Origin of the sequence: Verrucomicrobium sp. BvORR034, from assembly GCF_000739635.1 — a bacterium.
Lineage (GTDB): Bacteria > Verrucomicrobiota > Verrucomicrobiia > Verrucomicrobiales > Verrucomicrobiaceae > Verrucomicrobium.
Genome location: NZ_BATQ01000041.1, coordinates 202,326 through 220,125 on the forward strand (window position 1 = coordinate 202,326; position 17,800 = coordinate 220,125).

Below are 17,800 nucleotides of genomic sequence, written 5' to 3' on the forward strand. Positions count from 1 at the left end.
CGAGGAAAAGGTCAGGCGCAGATCAGTTCGTCGGGCTCTGGCGCGTCAGCCTCCGTGCCCTTGCGGATCGCCATCGGCAGCCCGAGGTGCGAAAGCAGTTTCAGGAAGGGCAGCGGGGGCAGTTCCTCAACATTGGCCATGCCCTTCACATCCCAGTCGCCCTGGGCCAGGAGCATGGCGGCGGCCACGGGCGGCACACCTGCAGTGAAGGCGATGGCCTGGGAGCCCACATCGGCAAAAGTCTCCTCGTGGCTGCAGATGTTGTAGATGAAGATTTCCTTGCACTCGCCCTTGCTGTGGCCCTTGATGAGGGTGCCGATGCAGGTCTTGCCCGTGTAGTCCGGCGCGAGGCTGGCGGGATTGGGCAGGCAGGCCTTGAGCACACGGAGCGGGACAACACTCTGACCGCAGGAGGTGGTGACTTTCTCGTGGTTGAGCAGCCCGGTCTTTTCGAAGACCTCCAGGCAGCGCAGGTAGTGGTCGTCGAATCCCATCCAGAAGCGCACCGTCTCGACACCCTGGATGTGCTTCGAGAGGGAGTGAACCTCATCGTGCCCCATCAGATACAGCTTCTTCTCGCCCACCTCGGGGAAGTCGTAGTCGGTGGTGCGGGAGTGGTGGGGAAACGTGCGCCATTCGCCGTCCTCCAGGCAGCCGGCATCCTCGATGATCTCTCGCAGGTTGATCTCGGGGTCGAAGTTCGTGGAAAAAAAGCGACCGTGATTGCCGTCGTTCACATCCATGATGTCGATGGAAGTGATCGAGTCGAATTCGTAGCGGGCGGCATAGGCGCAGTAGGCGTTGACGACGCCGGGGTCGAAGCCGACGCCGAGAATGGCGGTGACGCCTTTTTGGGCGAATTGCTCGCGTTTCTTCCACTCGAAGTTCGCATACCAGGGATAGGGCGCGTTCATCACCGCGGAGTCCTCGTGGACAGCGGTGTCAATGTAAGCCGCGCCGGTCTCCAGGCAGGCATCCATGACCGACATGTTGACGAAGGCGGTGCAGACATTGATGACGATGTGGGATCCCGTCTCGCGAATGAGGCTCGCGACCTGGGCGGAATCAGAAGCATCCACGGTGCGGGCAAAGATCTGAAAAGACTCTTCGCGGCGGTAGTTTCTGGCCTCGATGGACCGGATCACCGTCTGGCAATTTTCGAAGCTTCGCGAACTCAGGCAGATCGAGCCAAACACCTGGTTGTTTTGGGCGCACTTGTGTGCCACGACTGCGCCCACGGCGCCTGCTCCAATGATGAGGACATTCTTTTTCATGATGGTTGGCTGCTGCGAATAAAGTGGCTGGATGAGCTAGACGAGGTGCGTGTTTGTCAGGGCTTCACGGAAATCCTCGTAAGTCGGCTGATGGACGAGGCGGAGTTCGCCAGAGAGGTTCCGGTGATAGATGGCGGGCATGCGGATGCCATTGAAGTAATTCTTCTTCACCATCGAGTAGCCGCCCACATTGGGGAAACAGAGCTCATCGCCGAGGGCCACGGGATGGGGGAAAACGTAGTTGCCGAAGTGGTCGCCGGCGAGGCAGGTGCGCCCGCAAACCCGATAGACGTGTCTGGCATGTCCGACCAGGTCCTTCGCGTCTTTGGCCAGGGGCTCAGCGCCATCGACTTCCGGCGTGTATCCATAGGTCAGCACGTCGAGCAGGTGCGGCTCCACCCCTGCATCGACGATGAGGGTGGGCACCTCGTTTTCCACGATGTCGAGCACCTTGACCACCAGGCTGGTCGAGTTCGTGACGGCGGCTTCACCGGGTTCCAGGTAGATCTGCAAAGAATGACGCTCGGAGAATTCACGAAGATGGCGGCAGAAGTCGTCGATCGGATAGGCTTCGTCAGTGAACGCAATTCCTCCACCGAAGCTCAGCCACTGAAGGTGGGGCAGGAGCTTGTCGAAGCGTTCCTCGATGACATCGAGCTGCGAGCAGAAGCTGGCCAGGTCGTTGTTGTCACAATTGACGTGAATCATCGCTCCCTGAATGCGCGAGCCGATGTCCGCTGGCAGCTCCTCAGCACGCACGCCAAGCCGGGAGTATTGGCAGACGGGGTTGCTCAGTTCGTACCCAGAATGACCGATGCCAGGATTGAGGCGCAGGCCCACAGAGATGCCGGCGGCGTGGTGGCTAAGGCGGTTGAACTGGCCGAGCGAGTTGAAGATGATCTTGTCGCAATATCCTGCGACTTCCGCGATCTCGTCGTCCGCGTAGGCGACCGAGTAGCCGTGTGTCTCCCCCCCGAACTTCTCGTGGCCCAGTCGCGTCTCCCATAGGCTGCTGCTGGTGGTGCCCACGAGATACTGGCGCATGAAGTCGAAGGCGCACCAGCTTGAGAAGCATTTCAGCGCGAGCACACATTTCGCCCCGGAGCGTTCCTGGACCAGGCGGATGCGCTCCATGGCAGGAAGCATCCGCGCCTCGTCGATCAGATAATAGGGAGTGGAAAGCCGCATGCGTGTGCCAGTGGTTAAAGCGCGGCGGTGGTCAGGGCCTGGAGGCCGAGCGTTTCCGCTTCCAGCAGGGAAAGCTGCTCAGCATCCCGTTCCAGTGTGCCAAGAACGTTGGGGCCAAACCATTCGAGCGAGGCGTCGAGCGTGGGCCAGAGCGCCGTTTCGCTCATCACAAGGGCGAGGAACTTACGGTAGTCGAAGGCCCCATTGAAAAGGCTCACCATGCCGGCGCGGTTGCCGCGGGGCGATAAACGTTTCCGGGAAGGAACTCCTGGAGGAAGGAGCGGGAGCGCACATTCTTGAGGTGCATGTGGGCGACGAGCGGCTCGAACTCGCCGATGACTTCGAAGGGGTCGGCTCCTGACTCCCACACGTGAAGGACGTCGAAGTTGAGCCGCAGCGCGGGGTGGTTGATTTCCTCGATGAGCTGCCGCGTCGATTCCCTGGTGTCGGCCAGTGTGTGAGGATGCAACTCCACGACGAGCTTCACACCGTGCCCTTCGGCGATGTTGCAGAGTTCGCGCATGCGGAGAGTCCAGTCGCGGCGATCCTCGACGGAGACTTCCTGGCTGGCCTGGTTGCCGGCGAAGGTGCGGAGCTTGCTTGCTCCCCAACTTTGCGCGAGGCGGCAGAGGTCAACGGTCTTGTCCATCACGGCCTGGCGGTCTCCCTGCACGGGCAGGTAGTCGCTCAGCATGGGCACGCAGAGGCCTTGGGAGCGGAGCCAGTCGAGGTCGTAGCCCGGCCGGTCGCGCAGGTTGATGGCGTGCACGCCCCAAAGCTCGATGCCAGAAAATCCGCGTTGTGCGGCCCATTCCACCACTTGTTTCAGCGAGATCAGGTGGTGGCGGAAGGAGATGGTGCAAAGGGAAAGTTTCATCGAACGGCCTCCAGTTCGGCAATGGGAGCCTCCTCGCGGGAAAAGCTCCGCTCGCACCACATGTCGAAGACTTCCTGCATCCGCGCCTTGATGCGGTTCTCTCGCTCGACTTGTTTGTCGAGCAGGTCAAAGATCTTGTCGCCGAGGCGGCGGTCGCCGGTGGTTGCCAGCTTGATGGCGTGGAACTGGATGAGGGTGTAGGTCTTCGCCAGCTCGTCGATGACCTCGCACCAGTGGTCAAACTCCGCCTCCTCCAGCTCCAGCTCGCGCCAGAAGAAGGCGAAGCCGTGCTCGTAGGAGTACTTGCGGATGGAAAGGATGGGCACGTCGTCGAGGGCGTGCCGCAAGCTCGCAAGCGGCAGTTCGTCGCCGTTCTTGTCGTAGCCTCCGAGATGGGCGTCCATGACCTCGCGCACTGCCTCGGTCATCAGATGCCGGTCGAGGAGCATGCAGTGCTCATAGTAGGCGCGGATCTGGGTCGGGTGCGGCTCGTGCGCATACTTGTCGGAGAAGACGTAACCACCACCCACGGCAGGATGCCGAGCCGCGTGGAGGAGCCGCTCCTTGGTCGTGACTCCCTCCCACCGGTAGTCGGGATCATACACGAACCATGTGTCCGGCTTCTCCGTCGGACCGAGCATCAGATAGTGCGGGAAGGGGTCCTTGTTGAACTCGTTCACACGTTCAGGAAGGCGGTGCATGTCGAGCATCACCATGATGTGCTGGTCGGGCGTGCGGTTTTCGACGAGCGAGACCAGACGGCGGACATTTTCCTCGCGGTCCATGTCATGGTCGAACCAGGGCTCGACCTTGATGCCGAAGAGTCTTTCATACCAGTCGAGGAAAAACTGATGACTGATCCGCTCGCTGTGGTAGGAAATCTGGCACTTTTCGGTGACAACGATTTCCGAATCCCAGACGCCGAAGTAGAGGGTGCGCTGGTCGAAATCGAAGCGCTTGATGACCTCGCTGAGGCAACTCACGAAGCAGTGGAGTTTGATGTCCTCCTCGTACTCCAGCAGCTTTTCAGGATTAGGGCGAGGCTGGGCGTCGTAGAAGAGTTTGGCCACGGCACGCACCGTGGAGAAGTCCTTGTCCATGATGGCGGAGTCAGGCAGGGAGAGGTCGTACTTCACCTCCAGACTGACGAGGAGTTCGAGCGTGTCGGCCGAGTCGAGTCCGAGGTCCTCTTTCAGCCGCGCGTCGCTGTGGAAGCCGCTCAGCTTGATGTGCGGCATGTTGCTCGCGAGCGATTGATAGATGCTCTCAACGATTTGTTCTCTCGTTTTCATGTCAGAATGTCAGGGAGGGTGCGGGAGGAGCCTCTGCGAGGGCCTTGCGGCTGATTTTTCCGTTGGGCAGACGGGGGATGGCTTCCACGCGAGCGATGTTCATGGGGATCTGGTGCGTGGCGAGCCGTCCGGCGCAGAATGCACGCACAGCGTCCGCGGGGATGGTTTCTTCCGAGACGAAGTGAAGGCAGACCTGCTCGCCCCCGAAGCCGCGGCTCTTTTTGAAAACAACCGCGTCCCGGATGCCGGGCATCGCGAGGACGACCTCCTCGACTTCGCCGGGATAGACGTTGAATCCCGCGACATTGATCATTTCATCGATCCGCGAGACAAAGTGCAGCCGGTCTCCTATGAAATAACCCAGGTCGCGCGTCTCCACGGTCCGGCCATCGGGCAGGGTCACGACGATGTCAGCAGGTTCCCCGGCGTTGGTTCCTGCGGCAATGGCAATGTGCGGCAGAGGTTTGCCCTGGTCGTTCGCTGCGAGAAGCCCGTTGCCGAGGGACAGGCATCCCGCCTCGGAACAGCCGTACTGCTGGTAGAGATGGCGCACCTTTTTCGCAAGTTTTTCGAAAGTCGCCTTCTGGAGAACCGTGCCTGAGGTCATCACCGCCCACAGTGGTTCCTCCTCCTTCACCAGCATGGCCAGCGTGGTGATCATGGCCGGGGACGAGTAGAGAATGGAGGATGGCAGCTCGCGTAATTTCCGGAGAATAAACTTCGGATTGAGGTTCCGGATGATGACCGGCTGCAGGCCCCTTCGCAGTGCGACGAGAATCCCGCAAATCAGCCCATACGAGTGAGTAGCCGGGCAGGCCACGATGGGCGTCCAGTCATTCGCCTCAGGAAAATGGCTCACATAGCTTTCGATTTCCGTGTCGATGCTGGCCCAGCTCCGTTCGATGAACTTGGGTTCGCCGGTGGTTCCGGAACTCGTCTGGATGAGCCCGGCCGGGGCGTCGGGAAGGACATTTTGCGAATCGATTGCGATGACTTCAAACCCATCGTCGTGAAAGGCGACAAGCAGAATCTCGCAGCCGCTGCGTTCGGCACGGCGGCGTGCGCCCTCCAGCGGTGTGTCGATGGGCAGAGGAAATACGGTGCCGCCTTTTTCCTTGATGTAGAGGCAGAGGGCAATCCACAGAGCCGTGTCTTGCAGGCACACCGCGAGGCGGCGCCCGGCGCACCCGGAGAGCACGGGGTGGACGTCGAACTGGGCGAACCGGCTTTTGAAATATCCCTGGTCGTAAGTTTGGTCGTCAACGTGGATCATGGCGCTTCGCGGCTCAGAGTGTTCCGGACTTCGTGCTCGTAATAGTCGAGCGTTCCGCCGCGGTGGATGGTTTTAGTCAGTAGCGACTCCACAATGATTTTGGGCTTGTCCGCTGCGATGCTCGCGATGCGCGAGGCTTCGGTGACTCCGGATGCGGCATAGGCGTCCAGCTTCGCTCTTACGACGTTCCAGAATTCCTTTTCGGCGAGGCCATGAAATCGCTCGAGCAGGAACGACACGTCCGCGAGGTTGAAGACGTAAACCGTGTCCACATAGAGCTGTCGCAGAGACTCGACCAGGTCCATGCGATAGCCGTCGTCGAGCGGGATGGTCTCAAAGAAGGGATCGACGGAGGCGAAGTCCGGTTCGGTTTCGGGACGACCAAGGAACTCGGGAACGAATTCGGTGTCTTCGTGGAAGTCGCGGAGCACGATCCGTTTTGGCCAGCCGTTCTGGTGGACGAGAATGAGGTTCTGTGCATGCGCCTCGAAGGCGATGCCGTGATGGACGAGCATGTGCCAGATTGGAATCACGACGACCTCGACGAGTCGTTCTACCCAGCGTTCGGCGCCGTAGGTTTCAATCCAGTCAGCGATGAAGGGGCGCCCATCAGATTCAACCAATGTCAGGGAGGTAAAGGGGATCGCGGCCTCCCCCTCTCCCAGCCGGCCGACGATGCTCTCGCGGAAGATGACCCCGAGCAGCCCCGCCGTGTCCTCGTCTTCGTCTGGCTCGTAAGAGACGGCGGCGTACTCGCTGAGCAATTGCAGGCGGTTGCCGTCCTGAAGGAAGGGGTCCTCCGCGACGAGGGAAACCAGCCACTTCGAAAGGAGAGGAGCCGTGCAGACGAAGTGCGGCTCGAGATTGCGGCGCGACGAGGTGCAAACGATGTCGAGCGGCAGCTTGATGTTCGCCTTCTCGGGATGAGAGGCATTGACCAGCGTGCGCAGCGACTGGGAGGCGTGATAAAAATCGCCCGCCGGCCCGAGTGGAATCAAGGCCCCGGAGTCGAGCGCTTCGCCGAAGCCACGTTCACGCAGATCCTTTGCCTGCCAGGGGTGGGTGGGAACGAGGGAATAACGCTCGAAGTCGCCGCCGAGCTCTTCAAGCCGCCCGGCGAGCCAGGAGTAGGTGGCGGCACCCAGCTCCGCCTTCCAGAAGTCGGCCTCGTTCCCGGGCAGTGCAGTCCGCAGCAGGTCGCGGCTCACCGCCACGAAATGCAACTGAAAGGTATTGCCCTGTTCCGAACCATAGGCTTGATGGTCCGCAAGGGAAAACCCGGTCCGGGTTTTGAAACTCGGATGGTACTGGTGCCCTTCGACGATGGCCGATTCCAGCGCCTGAAAACCAAGTTCCCGGCGCGGGTTCCGATGGTGATCGAGATGGGCGCGGTTCCATCGGTGGAGTTCAATCGTCTGCGTCAGTTCCTCAAGCAGGCGTCGTTTTCCCGCCGGTGGCACCTCCATCGCCCGGAGGAGATCGGCCAGGCGGAAGGCTGTCGGTTTGTTCTCGACTATCTGGACCACGGTTCCCTGCGCGATTCGCACTCGGTCGAAGGACGAGAAAGCTGCCAGACACCGGAAATGCAGTTCTCCAACCGAAAAGTCCACCTGCGTGTCGTAGATGGGCACCGCATCGAGCGCTCCGGGAGAGGACGCGGTACGAGGCGCAACCTGGTATTTGACCAGCCGCTCAAACAACAAGGCTTCAACGAACTGGCGGATGACGCGCCGGTCTGCCTCGTCCGGAGTGTATCCGGCACCTTCTTTCTGACTCTCGGTTGAAAGGGCGTTTTGGTTATCCAGAGAAATCGGAGAGGGTATAACCATTGAGTGAAATTAATTAATGATATTGCGTCGCAGTCCCAGTCTTAACTGCAAACCCATTAGTGCAACCTAAATGTTTGGTTAGTTACTTCTAAGCAATAATCTTAGAATGAAAATAACCCGGGAATGCTTTTCAGGCCTGAAACTAGAATGCAGGTTCGTGTCATTCCGGTGATTTTCCTCTGTCGGACAGCCGTTCTTTCTTCACTTGGCACAAAGACCAAACACCGCGCCGGATGCAGGGATGGCGTTGGGTATCTCATGCTTCAAGTGGGTGCGGGGCTGCTGCGTTCAGGTATCCCTAATTGTTAAAAACTAACGGCCAGCTTGAGGCTGACCAACCAGCTGTGGTCCTGTCCATTCTCAGCCGTCGTGGTGCGGCCAAAATCGTAGTAAAAGCATTCCGCAGTGACGGTCCACTTTCCGGCCGTGGGATCGATGAAACCAAGGGGGATGGATACCTGCGGGCCGATGACGAAGTAGCCGTAGTCCACCCCGTAGTATCCGCGCCCCACTCCTGCCATCACCAGCAGGGCCGCGTTGACAGGGGTGTCGCTCTCAGGAAATAACGTCACATTGGGGCGGATGCCGGGCTCGAAACAAAGGCCAGGCGCGAGGTCGCTGCCGAACTCGTGCGCGATCTGGAAAAAGGGCTCCAGGGAGAAAGTTCCTGGAAAGAGTCCGTGGTCGTCAAACTCAAGCGTCGCGCTGATCCAGTGGCCGTCGTCATAGGCTCCTGCAGGGCTGGTCCAGCGGTTGTAGAAGCTGGAGATCGTCCAGCGTTCGGCGAAGGTGATGGAGGCGCCGAATCCGTAGTCGAATTCTGTGAACCGGCCGCCATCTTTGCCAAGACCTTCGTAGGGAGTGGAGCCGATTGCCGCCCACATGCCAGTGAAGACCGAGGCCGCGTTAATGAATCCGTCGCCCTGGTACAAGGAGACATTGAGATCAAGATGAGGCTGGAAGGAGGTCCCCTCACCTTGTACAACGAATCCGCGTGTGATGTAATGGTTCGCCACCGCGATGCCAGTTTCCCCACTGACCATGGATTCGGCTTCGGGTTCTGCAACAGCTTGAACCCCCGCGCGAAGGCAGGTGGCGGAAGCAGCGAGAATCGCGAGACAAGTAAGGTGATGGGCAGACATGATCAATAGACTGGATCACAACATCGACAGGATGCGCCCTCTCAGCAGCGTCAGATTGCGGATCGAGGAAATCATCAATAGCCGTTGAGCGGCATCAGGGACCGCCATGCCCTTTCCTGGAGGGAAATGCGTTCTGATAACTAGCTGCGGCACCTGGATTTTTCCGGGTGCCGCAGCAAAGGCGGCGGAGGTGAGCCTCCGTTACGAATTAAAAGTCCACCTGAATGGAAAACACCGCGGAAATCGGGGATCCGTGAGCCAGATAGCCAGCGTCTCCGGGGTAGAACTCGCCGGATTCGTAGTAGCGCTCATCCAACAGGTTGCGAATGCCCACGCGGAACGTCCAGTCCGCATCGGCAATTTTGCGCCGGTAGGTGGCTCCCACATCCACCACGACGTAGGAATCCGTGGCGAACTGCTCCGTCTGATCAAGATACTGCTTGTCCACAAAACGGGCGTTGGCGTTCAGCGAGAGGCCAGGCACTTGCGGGATGTCCAGAATCGCCCAGAGATTTGCCTGATACTCGGGAACATACTGCGGTGTCCGACCGTCGAGTTCGGCGTAGCCGGTGTCCTTTTGCTCGGCATCCAGCAGCATGAAGGCGAAACCCGTCTGCAAGGAGTCGGTGATTTTGCCCCGAAGGGTAACTTCAATGCCCCGATGACGTTGGACGCCAGAGAACGATTCGATGCCAGTGGCCGGATTCATGGCGGCGAGATCCTGATCGATTTGGAACAGGGCAAGCTCGCCTGCGAGACGGCCTTCCAACAGCTCAGTCTTCACGCCGAGTTCGAATTGTTCGGATCTCTGGACACCGAGCGGTGCAAAGGCGTTCGTTGCCGCGCGGCTGGCGGTTCCGCCATCCTGCACACCCTGGGTGTAGGTTAAGTAAGTGTGCACATTCTCGGTCGGCGAGAACATCAATGCTGCCGTCGGGGTCCATGCATCGACCGTGTCATCGGAGGCGGGATCCGTCGGATAGGTGTTCTCAAAGCGGCCAAAGCGACCGCCCAACAAGATCGACCAGTACTCATTGAATTCGATGATGTCGGTCGCAAAGACGCCGATCTCATTGTATTCGAAATCGAGCGCCGTCCACCCAGCCGCTGCCGGGATGGGAAGTGAACTCAAGTTATAGGCGTTGTTGGGCCCCACGTCAGGAAAGCTGCGCTCGCCAGAGGTGTCGTAGGCGCGCCACTGGGTGCCGAACACGGTTTTGTGTTTCAGGCTGCCGGTGTTGAAGTTGCCTTCCACGTGAGCATGAATGCCCCAGGATTCCCACTCGAAGGGGCCATTGGTGAGCAAGGCACCGTCTGTAAAATCACCGTTCTCCAGTACCGAGTAGGGATAACTCAAACGGGAATCCCGCTGGGCATCCTGGTAGTTCACGGCCAGACGCACCTTCCAGTCCTCATTGAGCTCAGCGTCGATGCCGACCGCTGCGTCAAAGGTCTGCTGCTCGTTGCGCGCCCAATCCTGCATGATGTTGGTCTTCACGCCGGTGTCCAGCACGCGCCCGTTGGCCGTGATCATAGGACCGTAGTAGCCGCTGCGCTCGAGATCCTGGCCCCCGATCGCGGTCCAAATGTTCACCCCATCGGTCGGCTTCCACTCAGTGTACAACGAGCCCATGAAGCGGTTCCCGTCAGCGTTGTTGTAGAAGCTGTCAAACTCGTCGGCGGCTAGCACCAGACGATAGCCAAACTTTCCTCCGGCCACGACGTCGCTGGTATCAATCTGGCCATACACGCTCCCGAAGGTGTCGACGTCGAATTGCAGGCTGGTCGCGTCGGCCTGGGGATGTTTACGGACGAGATTGATCGCACCGCCGGGGGGCATGAAACCGTATTGAAGTGCGGAGGGGCCTTTGAGCAGTTCAACCCGCGCCTTGTCATCAAGGGTGGGGGCAACGGTGTTGATGATTGGCACGCCGTCCATGCGGTAGCCGTTGAAGTTATCCACCCGAAAGCCGCGCAGGCCGAAGTTTTGAGTGCCGTAGAAGCCGCCGGGCATCTGAATCGCGATGCTGGGGTCATGTTGCAGGATATCCTTGAGGGTGAAGGCACGCCGGTCTTCGATCAACTCCTCATTGTACACACTGACGCTGAAAGGCGTCTCAATCAGCGGAATGTCCGAGAACAGCGCGGCTGTGGTGGAAGTTTCCAGATAGCGAATAGGGAATTCTGAGGTGACGACAACCTCGGCCATCGTTTCGGTGTCCTCGGGCTTTGGCGTCGCTGGGGGCGGAGAGCTTTGGCCAAGGAGGCTGGAGGCTGCCAGACCACAGCAAACGGTGATGGCGGCGGGAGTGCTTATTAGGTTGTTGTGTTTTCGTTTCATGATGAGAGAGAGGAAGAAATGCGGCTCATGCGGCCTGGGTGCGGGCTTTGCGGAAAAATCGGCGCCAGCTCAAAGCGAAGCCGGTCCACACGAGGACGAGCAGTGCGGCAGTGGCCAGGGAGGCGACGATTTTGCCCGGCAGCCCGAACGCCCCACCGGTGTGCAAGAAGCGGATCCACACGCGCGCCTGAAGCCCAACGCTGCGATCCTGAAAGTGAACTTGCTGGAGAATCTCTCCGGTGAACGGATGAGACTTCACCGGGATGTAGGCCCGGCTAGGCATGGGGTCCGGCACCGTGACGCCGAATTCCAGTGGCTCCAACGGACTGCTGGCGGGATCTGGCATCGCCTCCAGGGTGATAGACTCCCAATTGGGGAACGCGGCGACGATGCGGGAGAAGCAAGTATCAAGGGGGACGGGAGAGGTCCCAAGGGCGGGGGCAGGGACAACGGGCGGCGGTACGGCCATCATGCCATAGTTGCGAGATTTCGGGGGTTCCTCGCCGGCCAGGATAAAAACCAGGCGGTGGCCCCATTCGAACGAAATGGCCACCGCTGTGAGTGCCAGGGCGAGGACAACGGGCAGCGCCCAGAAGCCGCAGACGTTGTGCCAGTTGAAATCCCGGGCCTTGCCCTTGAAGCCCGTTTTGAGCAGGAGCAGAGGGCGCAGCGCCCTCCAGGTCCACTGGCGGGGGAACCACAAATAGAGGCCCGTCACACAAAGGACCACGAGCGCGAGGTTCGAGACGCCCGTAACGATTCGTCCAGTGGAGGTCAGCCCCTCGTCGGCTCCCAGCCATCGATGCCACTCCTCCAGCTTGTGGATGATTTCATGAGCGCCGTGAGCCTGCGATGCGCGCGTCTCACCGGTGAACGGATCCAGATAGAACGGCCCGTCATCGCCCAGATGCACCTCCCAAGCGCGCCCGGAATCGCTGAACATCGCGATGGAGGAAACCTTTTTCCCCGCGCTGTTCGCTTCGATCTTCCGGGTGAGTTCTGCGATGGGTAAAGGAACCCTCTCTTTTCCGGAAACCCCTTCCAGGCGGCTCTCCCGCCGGTCATGCCATCGCAAAATCTCTTCCTCGAAGGCGATCGCAATCCCGGTGACCGACATGATCGCAATGATCGGGCCGGCAATGAGGCCGGCGACGAGATGGCACCAGAAGATGCTTTTGCGAAGAGTCATGCGGATCTCTCAGGAATGTCTAATGAGAACGCTACTGAGACGCAGTTGCAGTGATAAAGCAAGCCTAGTATTGAAATTTTTAATGCAGGGTATCTATGGAACCTTGCGCCGCGCAACCGGCATGGAGAGCCCTTGTTTTCAACCCTGGCGTGCAATGGGGAGCAGCTCCTTCTGGTGATCCTGAATGGGAGCGGCTTTGAAGGCATCGACCCTGGCCGCAGCGATGATTTGCTGCGGCGACTACCGTCAGCATCCCGCAGTTGGTGGAGCAGGCTGCGGGCACGCTCACGGAGATGTTTCTGGCTGGGTCTTGGGCAGGTGCCTCCAGACACCGCCGTTTTCCTATCGCGTGGACATCGTCCGCAACAGCGAGGGCCGGATGTACATCGGCCTAAGCGAAGATGTCGCGAAATGGGTGGCTAATCACAACAGCGGCGTGTCCACGTGGACCAAGCATCGCGGACCGAGGGAGTTGATCTGGCAAATCGCGCCGCACTGACCGATTTCACAGTAGGGCAGGCCAAGGCGTATGTGCATATGTCGAGAGCCAAATTCGATGACAGTCTTTACACTGTTCAAGGCGGGGTCACCACTGTGATGCGAAACGGGTTCCCAGGGGCACTTCGATTTGCCCGAAGAGACGGTCTACGGGTTTAGCGATGGGCGAGGGCGGCGACGTCCTGTTCTGTATCAATGTCAAACGCGGCTTCGGGGCAGGGGAGGTAGCCTAGTTCCGCCGGGGGCTGCTGACGAAAGAGGGCTCTGGCTCCTTCGTGTCCCTGCAACAAACGGAGCTGGGGAAAGTGTTGTGCGGCAAAAAGGACGGGGGGCCCCAAGGTCCCGTTTTCATCATGTCGGGACACCACCATCGAGCAGCCGGCCCCGTGCAGGTGTGATTGTTGGTGTTGATGTTGAACGAGCGCGCGAAGCATCGCTGCGGTGACGGCGGGCTGGTCACAGAGCATGATGATCACGGCCTTGTGATCCGCCTCGCTGACTGACTGCATGCCGCAGGCGAGGGAGGTGCCCATGCCCTCCTGCCACCGGGGGTTTGTCACCAGCTTCACGGGCAGGTCGAGCAACGTTTCGCGACACTCTGGCGCGGAGGAGCCAAGGACGACAATCACAGGGCCGAGAGCTGCCGCGATCGCGGTCTGCGCGGCGTGCCGCAGTAGCGTGCCCTGACCATAGGGGAGCAGTTGCTTGGGCCTGCCCAGGCGGCTGGAGCTCCCCGCAGCGAGCAGGAGGATGGCCGTGGTGGGCATGGCAGGAGAGGGCATGATCGGGCACCTCAGGCCGCTTCACTTTCCGCGAACTCCTGGACTGCGAGATGGATGGGCGTGGCCCGGTCACGCAGGTGGCCTCCGTGACGCTGGGCGAGGACGGCGGCCACCTCCGCCACAATGGAGAGCGCAATCTCTTCTGGCGATTCGCTTCCTAGATCCAGGCCCGCAGGAGAGTGCAGGCTGGCAAGATGCTGCGCGATCTCAGGGCTGCGGCTGAGCAGTTCATCGAGGAGCTGTTGATGCCGTCGCCGCGGACCGAGCAGGCCCACATAGGGCAGCTGCAAGGGAAGCACCCGGTGGAGCACGGAGAGGTCGCGGCCGAACTTGTGCGTCATGATCAGGGCGATTGTCTGCGCGTCACCAGCAAAATCCTCCGCAAGGTCTGTGGCATGGGTGAAGGGCAGCGTCAGCCAGTCCAGGGCCTGGGTGAGCTGCAGCAGCGGTGTTATTTCCGGACCCGCACCAAAAACCAGCATCCTCACGGGGAGTGGCACGGTGTGCAGGAAGGTGCCGCTGCGCTCCGGGACCAGCTCGCCGGGAACGAGCAACCGGGTGCCGGGCACCGGCCCCTCATAGCAGGAGCTAAGGCGGCAGACCTGGCGCCTGTCCAGCTGGTCACCCAGATGGGTAAGAAGATTGCCCGCTGCTCCAGCGGGCGGGATGCGCTCCAGCAGGATGCGCACTTTCCCATCGCAACCATAGAGACGGCGTGTGTCGAACTCCAGGACGCGGGGGGCTTCATCATGGAGGACATCCATCGCGTGCAGGGCGATCTCCTCTTCCAGGCAGCCGCCACTCAGCACGCCCACTGTGGCTCCCTTGTCATCCACCAGCATGCGTGCGCCCGGCTTGCGGTACGTGGAGCCGCGCGTCTCCACCAGCGTGGCCAGCACCCACGGCCGGTCGGGATAGCGGCGCGCCCGCTCAATGATCTGCCGGAGCTCTTTCATTTATTTCATCCTACCTGGGTGGGGGCTCCGAGCAGGTCTTCGATCGTCACCGGCAGTTTGCGTGCGCGGAAGCCAGTGGCGTGGTGGATGGCGCTCGTGATGGCGGCAGCGATGCCCGCGAGGCCGATCTCGCCGATGCCGCGTGCCCCGAATTCATTCAGATGGAGGTCGGGGTAGTCGAGAAAGATCACGTCCAGCTTCGGCACATCGGCATTCACTGCCATGATGTAGTCCGCGAGGTTCGAGTTGATGGGGGCACCGGTGCCGTGCTCGTACTGGGTCTGCTCAAAGAGGGTCATCCCGACGCCCATCACCACGGCCCCTTCGATCTGGTTGCGACCGGCAAGCGGGTTTACAATCCTGCCAGCATCGATGACGGTGAGCACGCGGTTGATCCTGAGGCGCACCGTTTCCGGCTGCCAGGTGACTTCCACAAAATGCGCCCCAAAGGAGTGCGAGGAAAACTGGGGCTTGGGGTCCAAGAAATTACCATCAGAAGAACCCTGGCCTGAAACACCCCGCATCTTTGCTTTCTTCAGGATCTCGCCAAAGGGCACGCCTTCTCCGCCGCCCTTGGCTTGCACCTTGCCGTCTTGAAAGGTCAGGCCATCCGGCTTGCTTCCCGCAAACGGGGAACCGGGTGCCTTGGCCGCCACGCCGAGGAGGGATGCGGCCGCCTTTCCCGCAGCGGCCATCACGGCGGGGATGACCGAGGCCGTGGCCATCGAGCCGCCGGAGACTGGTCCCTCCGGCAGACTACTGTCCCCCAGGATGACCTCGATCTTCTCAACCGGGATCTGCAGCTTCTCTGCCGTGATCTGGGCCAGCACGGTGTAGGTGCCGGTGCCGATGTCCTGGGTGGCCGTGCTGACGGCCGCCGTGCCATCATCGCGCAGCTCCACGCGCGCCGTGCACCCGAAGCGTTTGGCAATCCACGTGCAGCTCGCCATGCCCCAGCCAACGGTCAGCCCGTCTCGTTTCATTGAACCAATGGCCGGCGTACGCTGCGCCCAGCCGAATTTCTCCGCGCCCGTCGTCAGGCACTCGCGGAGATGCCGTGAGGAGAAGGGCAGCTTGGTGCCCTCGTCGATCTCGGGTTCATTGGCGAGCCGGAGCTGCACCGGGTCCATCTTCAGCAGATCCGCCAGTTCATTCATCGCGGACTCGGTGGCATAGAGGCCGGGAACGGCACCCGGGCCACGCATGGAGGTGGGGGTGCCCACATTCCGTCGTGCCAGGGCGGAGGTCACCCGCAGGTTTGGCACGCTGTACATGTGCGGCGTGCCTTCCCCGCAGCTCTCCTCATAGTCATCAAGCATGGAGGTGTGGTTGACATACTCGTGCCGCAGGGAGGTCAGCCGGCCCTCCTGCGTGGCGCTGAGCCTCACGCGCTGCTGGATGAGCGGCCGGTGCCCCACGCACTGGAACATGGAGCGGCGGTTGATCACCAGCTTCACTGGCAGGTTCAGCTGGCGTGCCGCCGCAGCGGCCAGGGCGCAGTGGGTCCAGGGCCAGAGCTTGCCTCCGAACCCGGAGCCGAGGAACTTGGAAATAACGCGCATGTTCTCCTTGGGCACACCCAGCATCTGGGCCAGGACGTTGCGCGCATTCACCACGGCCTGGGTGGTGTCATACAGGGTGAAGCCGCTGCCATCCCACACGGCCACCGTGGCGTGGAGCTCGATGGGGTTGTGTGTTTCCGCCGGGAGAAGGTAGGTGGCATCCAGGGTCATCGCGGCCTTTTCATAGGCGGGCTCCGGCTCTCCACGCTCGCTCTGGACCTTGGGGGATTCCAGTTGCTCCGGCTTGGCACCTCCCTTCTTGCGAACGCCAGCGAGACGTTCCACCCCGAGCTCTCGCTCGACATTGGGCTCCTCCCGCCGGTAGGTCACCTTCACCGCATCTGCGGCAGCGCCTGCCCGCTCAAAGGTGTCTGCCACCGCCAGCGCCACATACTGGCCGTAGTAGCGGATGACATCGTCCTCAAAGGGCGGACGCGTCTCATCGATCATGGACAGGTCACCAAAGCTCACCGATACGCGGAAGAGCTTGCCGATGTTCCCCTGGTGATAGATGGCACGGACGCCAGGCATCTTCTCCGCTGCTGCGGTGTCGATCTTTTCAATCTTCCCGTTCGCGATGGTGGCGGACACCGGCACCGCGTAAAGCATGCCGGGAAAGTGATGGTCAGAGCTGTACATCGCCCGGCCCGTGACCTTAAGCGGTCCGTCCACTCGGGGGCGTGCCTTGCCGACGATCTTGGGGGAGGTGAGGGGTTCTGCAGCCATGGCGTGGTTCTCCAAATCAGCAAGTCAATCAGGCAGGTTGAGCGGCGAGTTTCAGCGCGTGCATGAGGCACCGCCTGGCCAGCTCGATCTTGAAGGTGTTCTCGGACTGTGGGCGCGCGCCCTGCACGGCCATCTCCGCAGCCCGCTGGTAGGTCGTCTCCGCGGCGGGCTGTCCCTCCAGAGCAGCCTCCACCTCCCTGGTGCGCCAGGGCTTCACACCGATGCCGCCCATCGCCACCCGCGCCCGGGTGATCCTGCCCCCGGCCACCGTGAGCACCACGGCGGCGGAGGCCAGGGCAAACTCGTACGATGCACGATCGCGAAGCTTGAGATACAGTGATTTGTTTCCTGGTACCGGTGGCGGCAGGGTGACATGGGTGATGAGATCGCCCGGCTGGATCACCGTCTCCTGATGCGGCGTGTCCCCGGGCAGCAGGTGAAACTCGGCAAAGGGAATGGCGCGGGTGCCCTTGGGCCCCATGACATGGATGACGGCCTCCAGCGCGGCCATGGCCACGCACATGTCAGAGGGATTGTTCGCGATACAGTGCTCGCTGGTGCCGAGAATGGCGAGATTGCGGTTGTGCCCGTGGATCGCCGCGCAACCGCTGCCGGGCTCACGCTTGTTGCACGGCATAGCGGTATCGCGGAAGTAGATGCAACGCGTGCGTTGCAGGAGATTGCCCGCAGTGGTGGCGCGATTCCGCAACTGCGCGGAGGCCCCCTGCAGAATCGCCTGGGAAAGCACAGGATAGTCCCGCAGCACGGCGGGATGCTGGGCCAGCACAGAGTTCCGCACTGTGGCGCCGATCTTCAGGCCGCCATCGGGCAGGCTCTCGATCTGATCGAGGGGGAGCCGGTTAATATCGAC

The 17,800-nt window shown here is 61.0% G+C and carries 15 protein-coding genes; 1 reads left to right on the forward strand and 14 read right to left on the reverse strand.

The window, feature by feature from the left end; translation table 11 throughout:
• Positions 1–11 precede the first annotated feature (11 nt).
• The 10 genes from BV034_RS07080 to BV034_RS07120 form a co-directional block, all read right to left on the reverse strand.
• Positions 12–1,274 carry a saccharopine dehydrogenase family protein gene (locus tag BV034_RS07080; protein ID WP_050025522.1) on the reverse strand — a complete coding sequence of 421 codons (1,263 nt, stop codon included), beginning with the start codon at positions 1,272–1,274 and terminating at the stop codon, positions 12–14.
• Between the two features lie 36 nt (positions 1,275–1,310).
• Positions 1,311–2,462, reverse strand: coding sequence for a carboxynorspermidine decarboxylase (locus tag BV034_RS07085; RefSeq protein ID WP_050025524.1), 1,152 nt, complete (start codon positions 2,460–2,462; stop codon positions 1,311–1,313).
• Between the two features lie 14 nt (positions 2,463–2,476).
• Positions 2,477–2,683 (reverse strand): hypothetical protein, encoded by a 207-nt coding sequence (locus BV034_RS35830; RefSeq protein WP_265592731.1) that lies wholly within the window; start codon positions 2,681–2,683, stop codon positions 2,477–2,479.
• Positions 2,677–3,339, reverse strand: coding sequence for a sugar phosphate isomerase/epimerase (locus BV034_RS07090; RefSeq protein ID WP_265592732.1), 663 nt, complete (start codon positions 3,337–3,339; stop codon positions 2,677–2,679). The genes BV034_RS35830 and BV034_RS07090 overlap by 7 nt, the downstream gene beginning before the upstream one ends.
• Positions 3,336–4,631 (reverse strand): DUF6005 family protein, encoded by a 1,296-nt coding sequence (locus tag BV034_RS07095; RefSeq protein WP_050025526.1) that lies wholly within the window; start codon positions 4,629–4,631, stop codon positions 3,336–3,338. The genes BV034_RS07090 and BV034_RS07095 overlap by 4 nt, the downstream gene beginning before the upstream one ends.
• A gap of 1 nt (position 4,632) precedes the next feature.
• Entirely contained in the window at positions 4,633–5,904 is a 1,272-nt protein-coding gene (locus BV034_RS07100) for an AMP-binding protein (protein ID WP_050025528.1), read from the reverse strand.
• Positions 5,901–7,733: an IucA/IucC family protein gene (locus BV034_RS07105; RefSeq protein WP_081887631.1), complete on the reverse strand. Its 1,833-nt coding sequence runs from the start codon at positions 7,731–7,733 to the stop codon at positions 5,901–5,903. Before BV034_RS07105 ends, BV034_RS07100 begins: the two co-directional genes overlap by 4 nt.
• Positions 7,734–8,038: 305 nt before the next feature.
• Entirely contained in the window at positions 8,039–8,875 is an 837-nt protein-coding gene (locus BV034_RS07110) for a hypothetical protein (RefSeq protein WP_265592733.1), read from the reverse strand.
• A gap of 208 nt (positions 8,876–9,083) precedes the next feature.
• Positions 9,084–11,216: a TonB-dependent siderophore receptor gene (locus BV034_RS07115; protein WP_050025532.1), complete on the reverse strand. Its 2,133-nt coding sequence runs from the start codon at positions 11,214–11,216 to the stop codon at positions 9,084–9,086.
• Positions 11,217–11,241: 25 nt separating this feature from the next.
• Positions 11,242–12,405 carry a PepSY-associated TM helix domain-containing protein gene (locus BV034_RS07120; protein WP_081887632.1) on the reverse strand — a complete coding sequence of 388 codons (1,164 nt, stop codon included), beginning with the start codon at positions 12,403–12,405 and terminating at the stop codon, positions 11,242–11,244.
• A 196-nt stretch (positions 12,406–12,601) separates the two neighbouring features.
• On the opposite strand from BV034_RS07120, the gene BV034_RS35835 reads away from it, so the two are divergent.
• Positions 12,602–12,904 carry a hypothetical protein gene (locus BV034_RS35835; protein ID WP_265592734.1) on the forward strand — a complete coding sequence of 101 codons (303 nt, stop codon included), beginning with the start codon at positions 12,602–12,604 and terminating at the stop codon, positions 12,902–12,904.
• A 154-nt stretch (positions 12,905–13,058) separates the two neighbouring features.
• Here BV034_RS35835 and BV034_RS07125 read toward each other — a convergent pair whose 3' ends face one another.
• The 4 genes from BV034_RS07125 to BV034_RS07140 form a co-directional block, all read right to left on the reverse strand.
• Positions 13,059–13,685 (reverse strand): nucleotidyltransferase family protein, encoded by a 627-nt coding sequence (locus BV034_RS07125; RefSeq protein ID WP_081887633.1) that lies wholly within the window; start codon positions 13,683–13,685, stop codon positions 13,059–13,061.
• Between the two features lie 11 nt (positions 13,686–13,696).
• The gene (locus BV034_RS07130; protein ID WP_050025538.1) at positions 13,697–14,641 is read right to left on the reverse strand and encodes an XdhC family protein; all 945 of its coding nucleotides are present in this window, start codon (positions 14,639–14,641) and stop codon (positions 13,697–13,699) included.
• A 5-nt stretch (positions 14,642–14,646) separates the two neighbouring features.
• Positions 14,647–16,929: a xanthine dehydrogenase family protein molybdopterin-binding subunit gene (locus BV034_RS07135; protein WP_050025540.1), complete on the reverse strand. Its 2,283-nt coding sequence runs from the start codon at positions 16,927–16,929 to the stop codon at positions 14,647–14,649.
• A gap of 28 nt (positions 16,930–16,957) precedes the next feature.
• On the reverse strand, positions 16,958–17,800 hold an 843-nt coding region (locus BV034_RS07140; RefSeq protein WP_050025541.1), incomplete at its 5' end, for a xanthine dehydrogenase family protein subunit M.

What these genes read in the sequence shown, in the direction of transcription:
- BV034_RS35830 (WP_265592731.1), bottom strand. Translation starts at nt 2,683, where the DNA reads ATGGTGAGCCTTTTCAATGGGGCCTTCGACTACCGTAAGTTCCTCGCC.
- BV034_RS07125 (WP_081887633.1), bottom strand. Translation starts at nt 13,685, where the DNA reads ATGCCCTCTCCTGCCATGCCCACCACGGCCATCCTCCTGCTCGCTGCG.
- BV034_RS07115 (WP_050025532.1), bottom strand. Translation starts at nt 11,216, where the DNA reads ATGAAACGAAAACACAACAACCTAATAAGCACTCCCGCCGCCATCACC.
- BV034_RS07110 (WP_265592733.1), bottom strand. Translation starts at nt 8,875, where the DNA reads ATGTCTGCCCATCACCTTACTTGTCTCGCGATTCTCGCTGCTTCCGCC.
- BV034_RS07085 (WP_050025524.1), bottom strand. Translation starts at nt 2,462, where the DNA reads ATGCGGCTTTCCACTCCCTATTATCTGATCGACGAGGCGCGGATGCTT.
- BV034_RS07105 (WP_081887631.1), bottom strand. Translation starts at nt 7,733, where the DNA reads ATGGTTATACCCTCTCCGATTTCTCTGGATAACCAAAACGCCCTTTCA.
- BV034_RS07090 (WP_265592732.1), bottom strand. Translation starts at nt 3,339, where the DNA reads ATGAAACTTTCCCTTTGCACCATCTCCTTCCGCCACCACCTGATCTCG.
- BV034_RS07135 (WP_050025540.1), bottom strand. Translation starts at nt 16,929, where the DNA reads ATGGCTGCAGAACCCCTCACCTCCCCCAAGATCGTCGGCAAGGCACGC.
- BV034_RS07120 (WP_081887632.1), bottom strand. Translation starts at nt 12,405, where the DNA reads ATGACTCTTCGCAAAAGCATCTTCTGGTGCCATCTCGTCGCCGGCCTC.
- BV034_RS07080 (WP_050025522.1), bottom strand. Translation starts at nt 1,274, where the DNA reads ATGAAAAAGAATGTCCTCATCATTGGAGCAGGCGCCGTGGGCGCAGTC.
- BV034_RS07100 (WP_050025528.1), bottom strand. Translation starts at nt 5,904, where the DNA reads ATGATCCACGTTGACGACCAAACTTACGACCAGGGATATTTCAAAAGC.
- BV034_RS07095 (WP_050025526.1), bottom strand. Translation starts at nt 4,631, where the DNA reads ATGAAAACGAGAGAACAAATCGTTGAGAGCATCTATCAATCGCTCGCG.
- BV034_RS07130 (WP_050025538.1), bottom strand. Translation starts at nt 14,641, where the DNA reads ATGAAAGAGCTCCGGCAGATCATTGAGCGGGCGCGCCGCTATCCCGAC.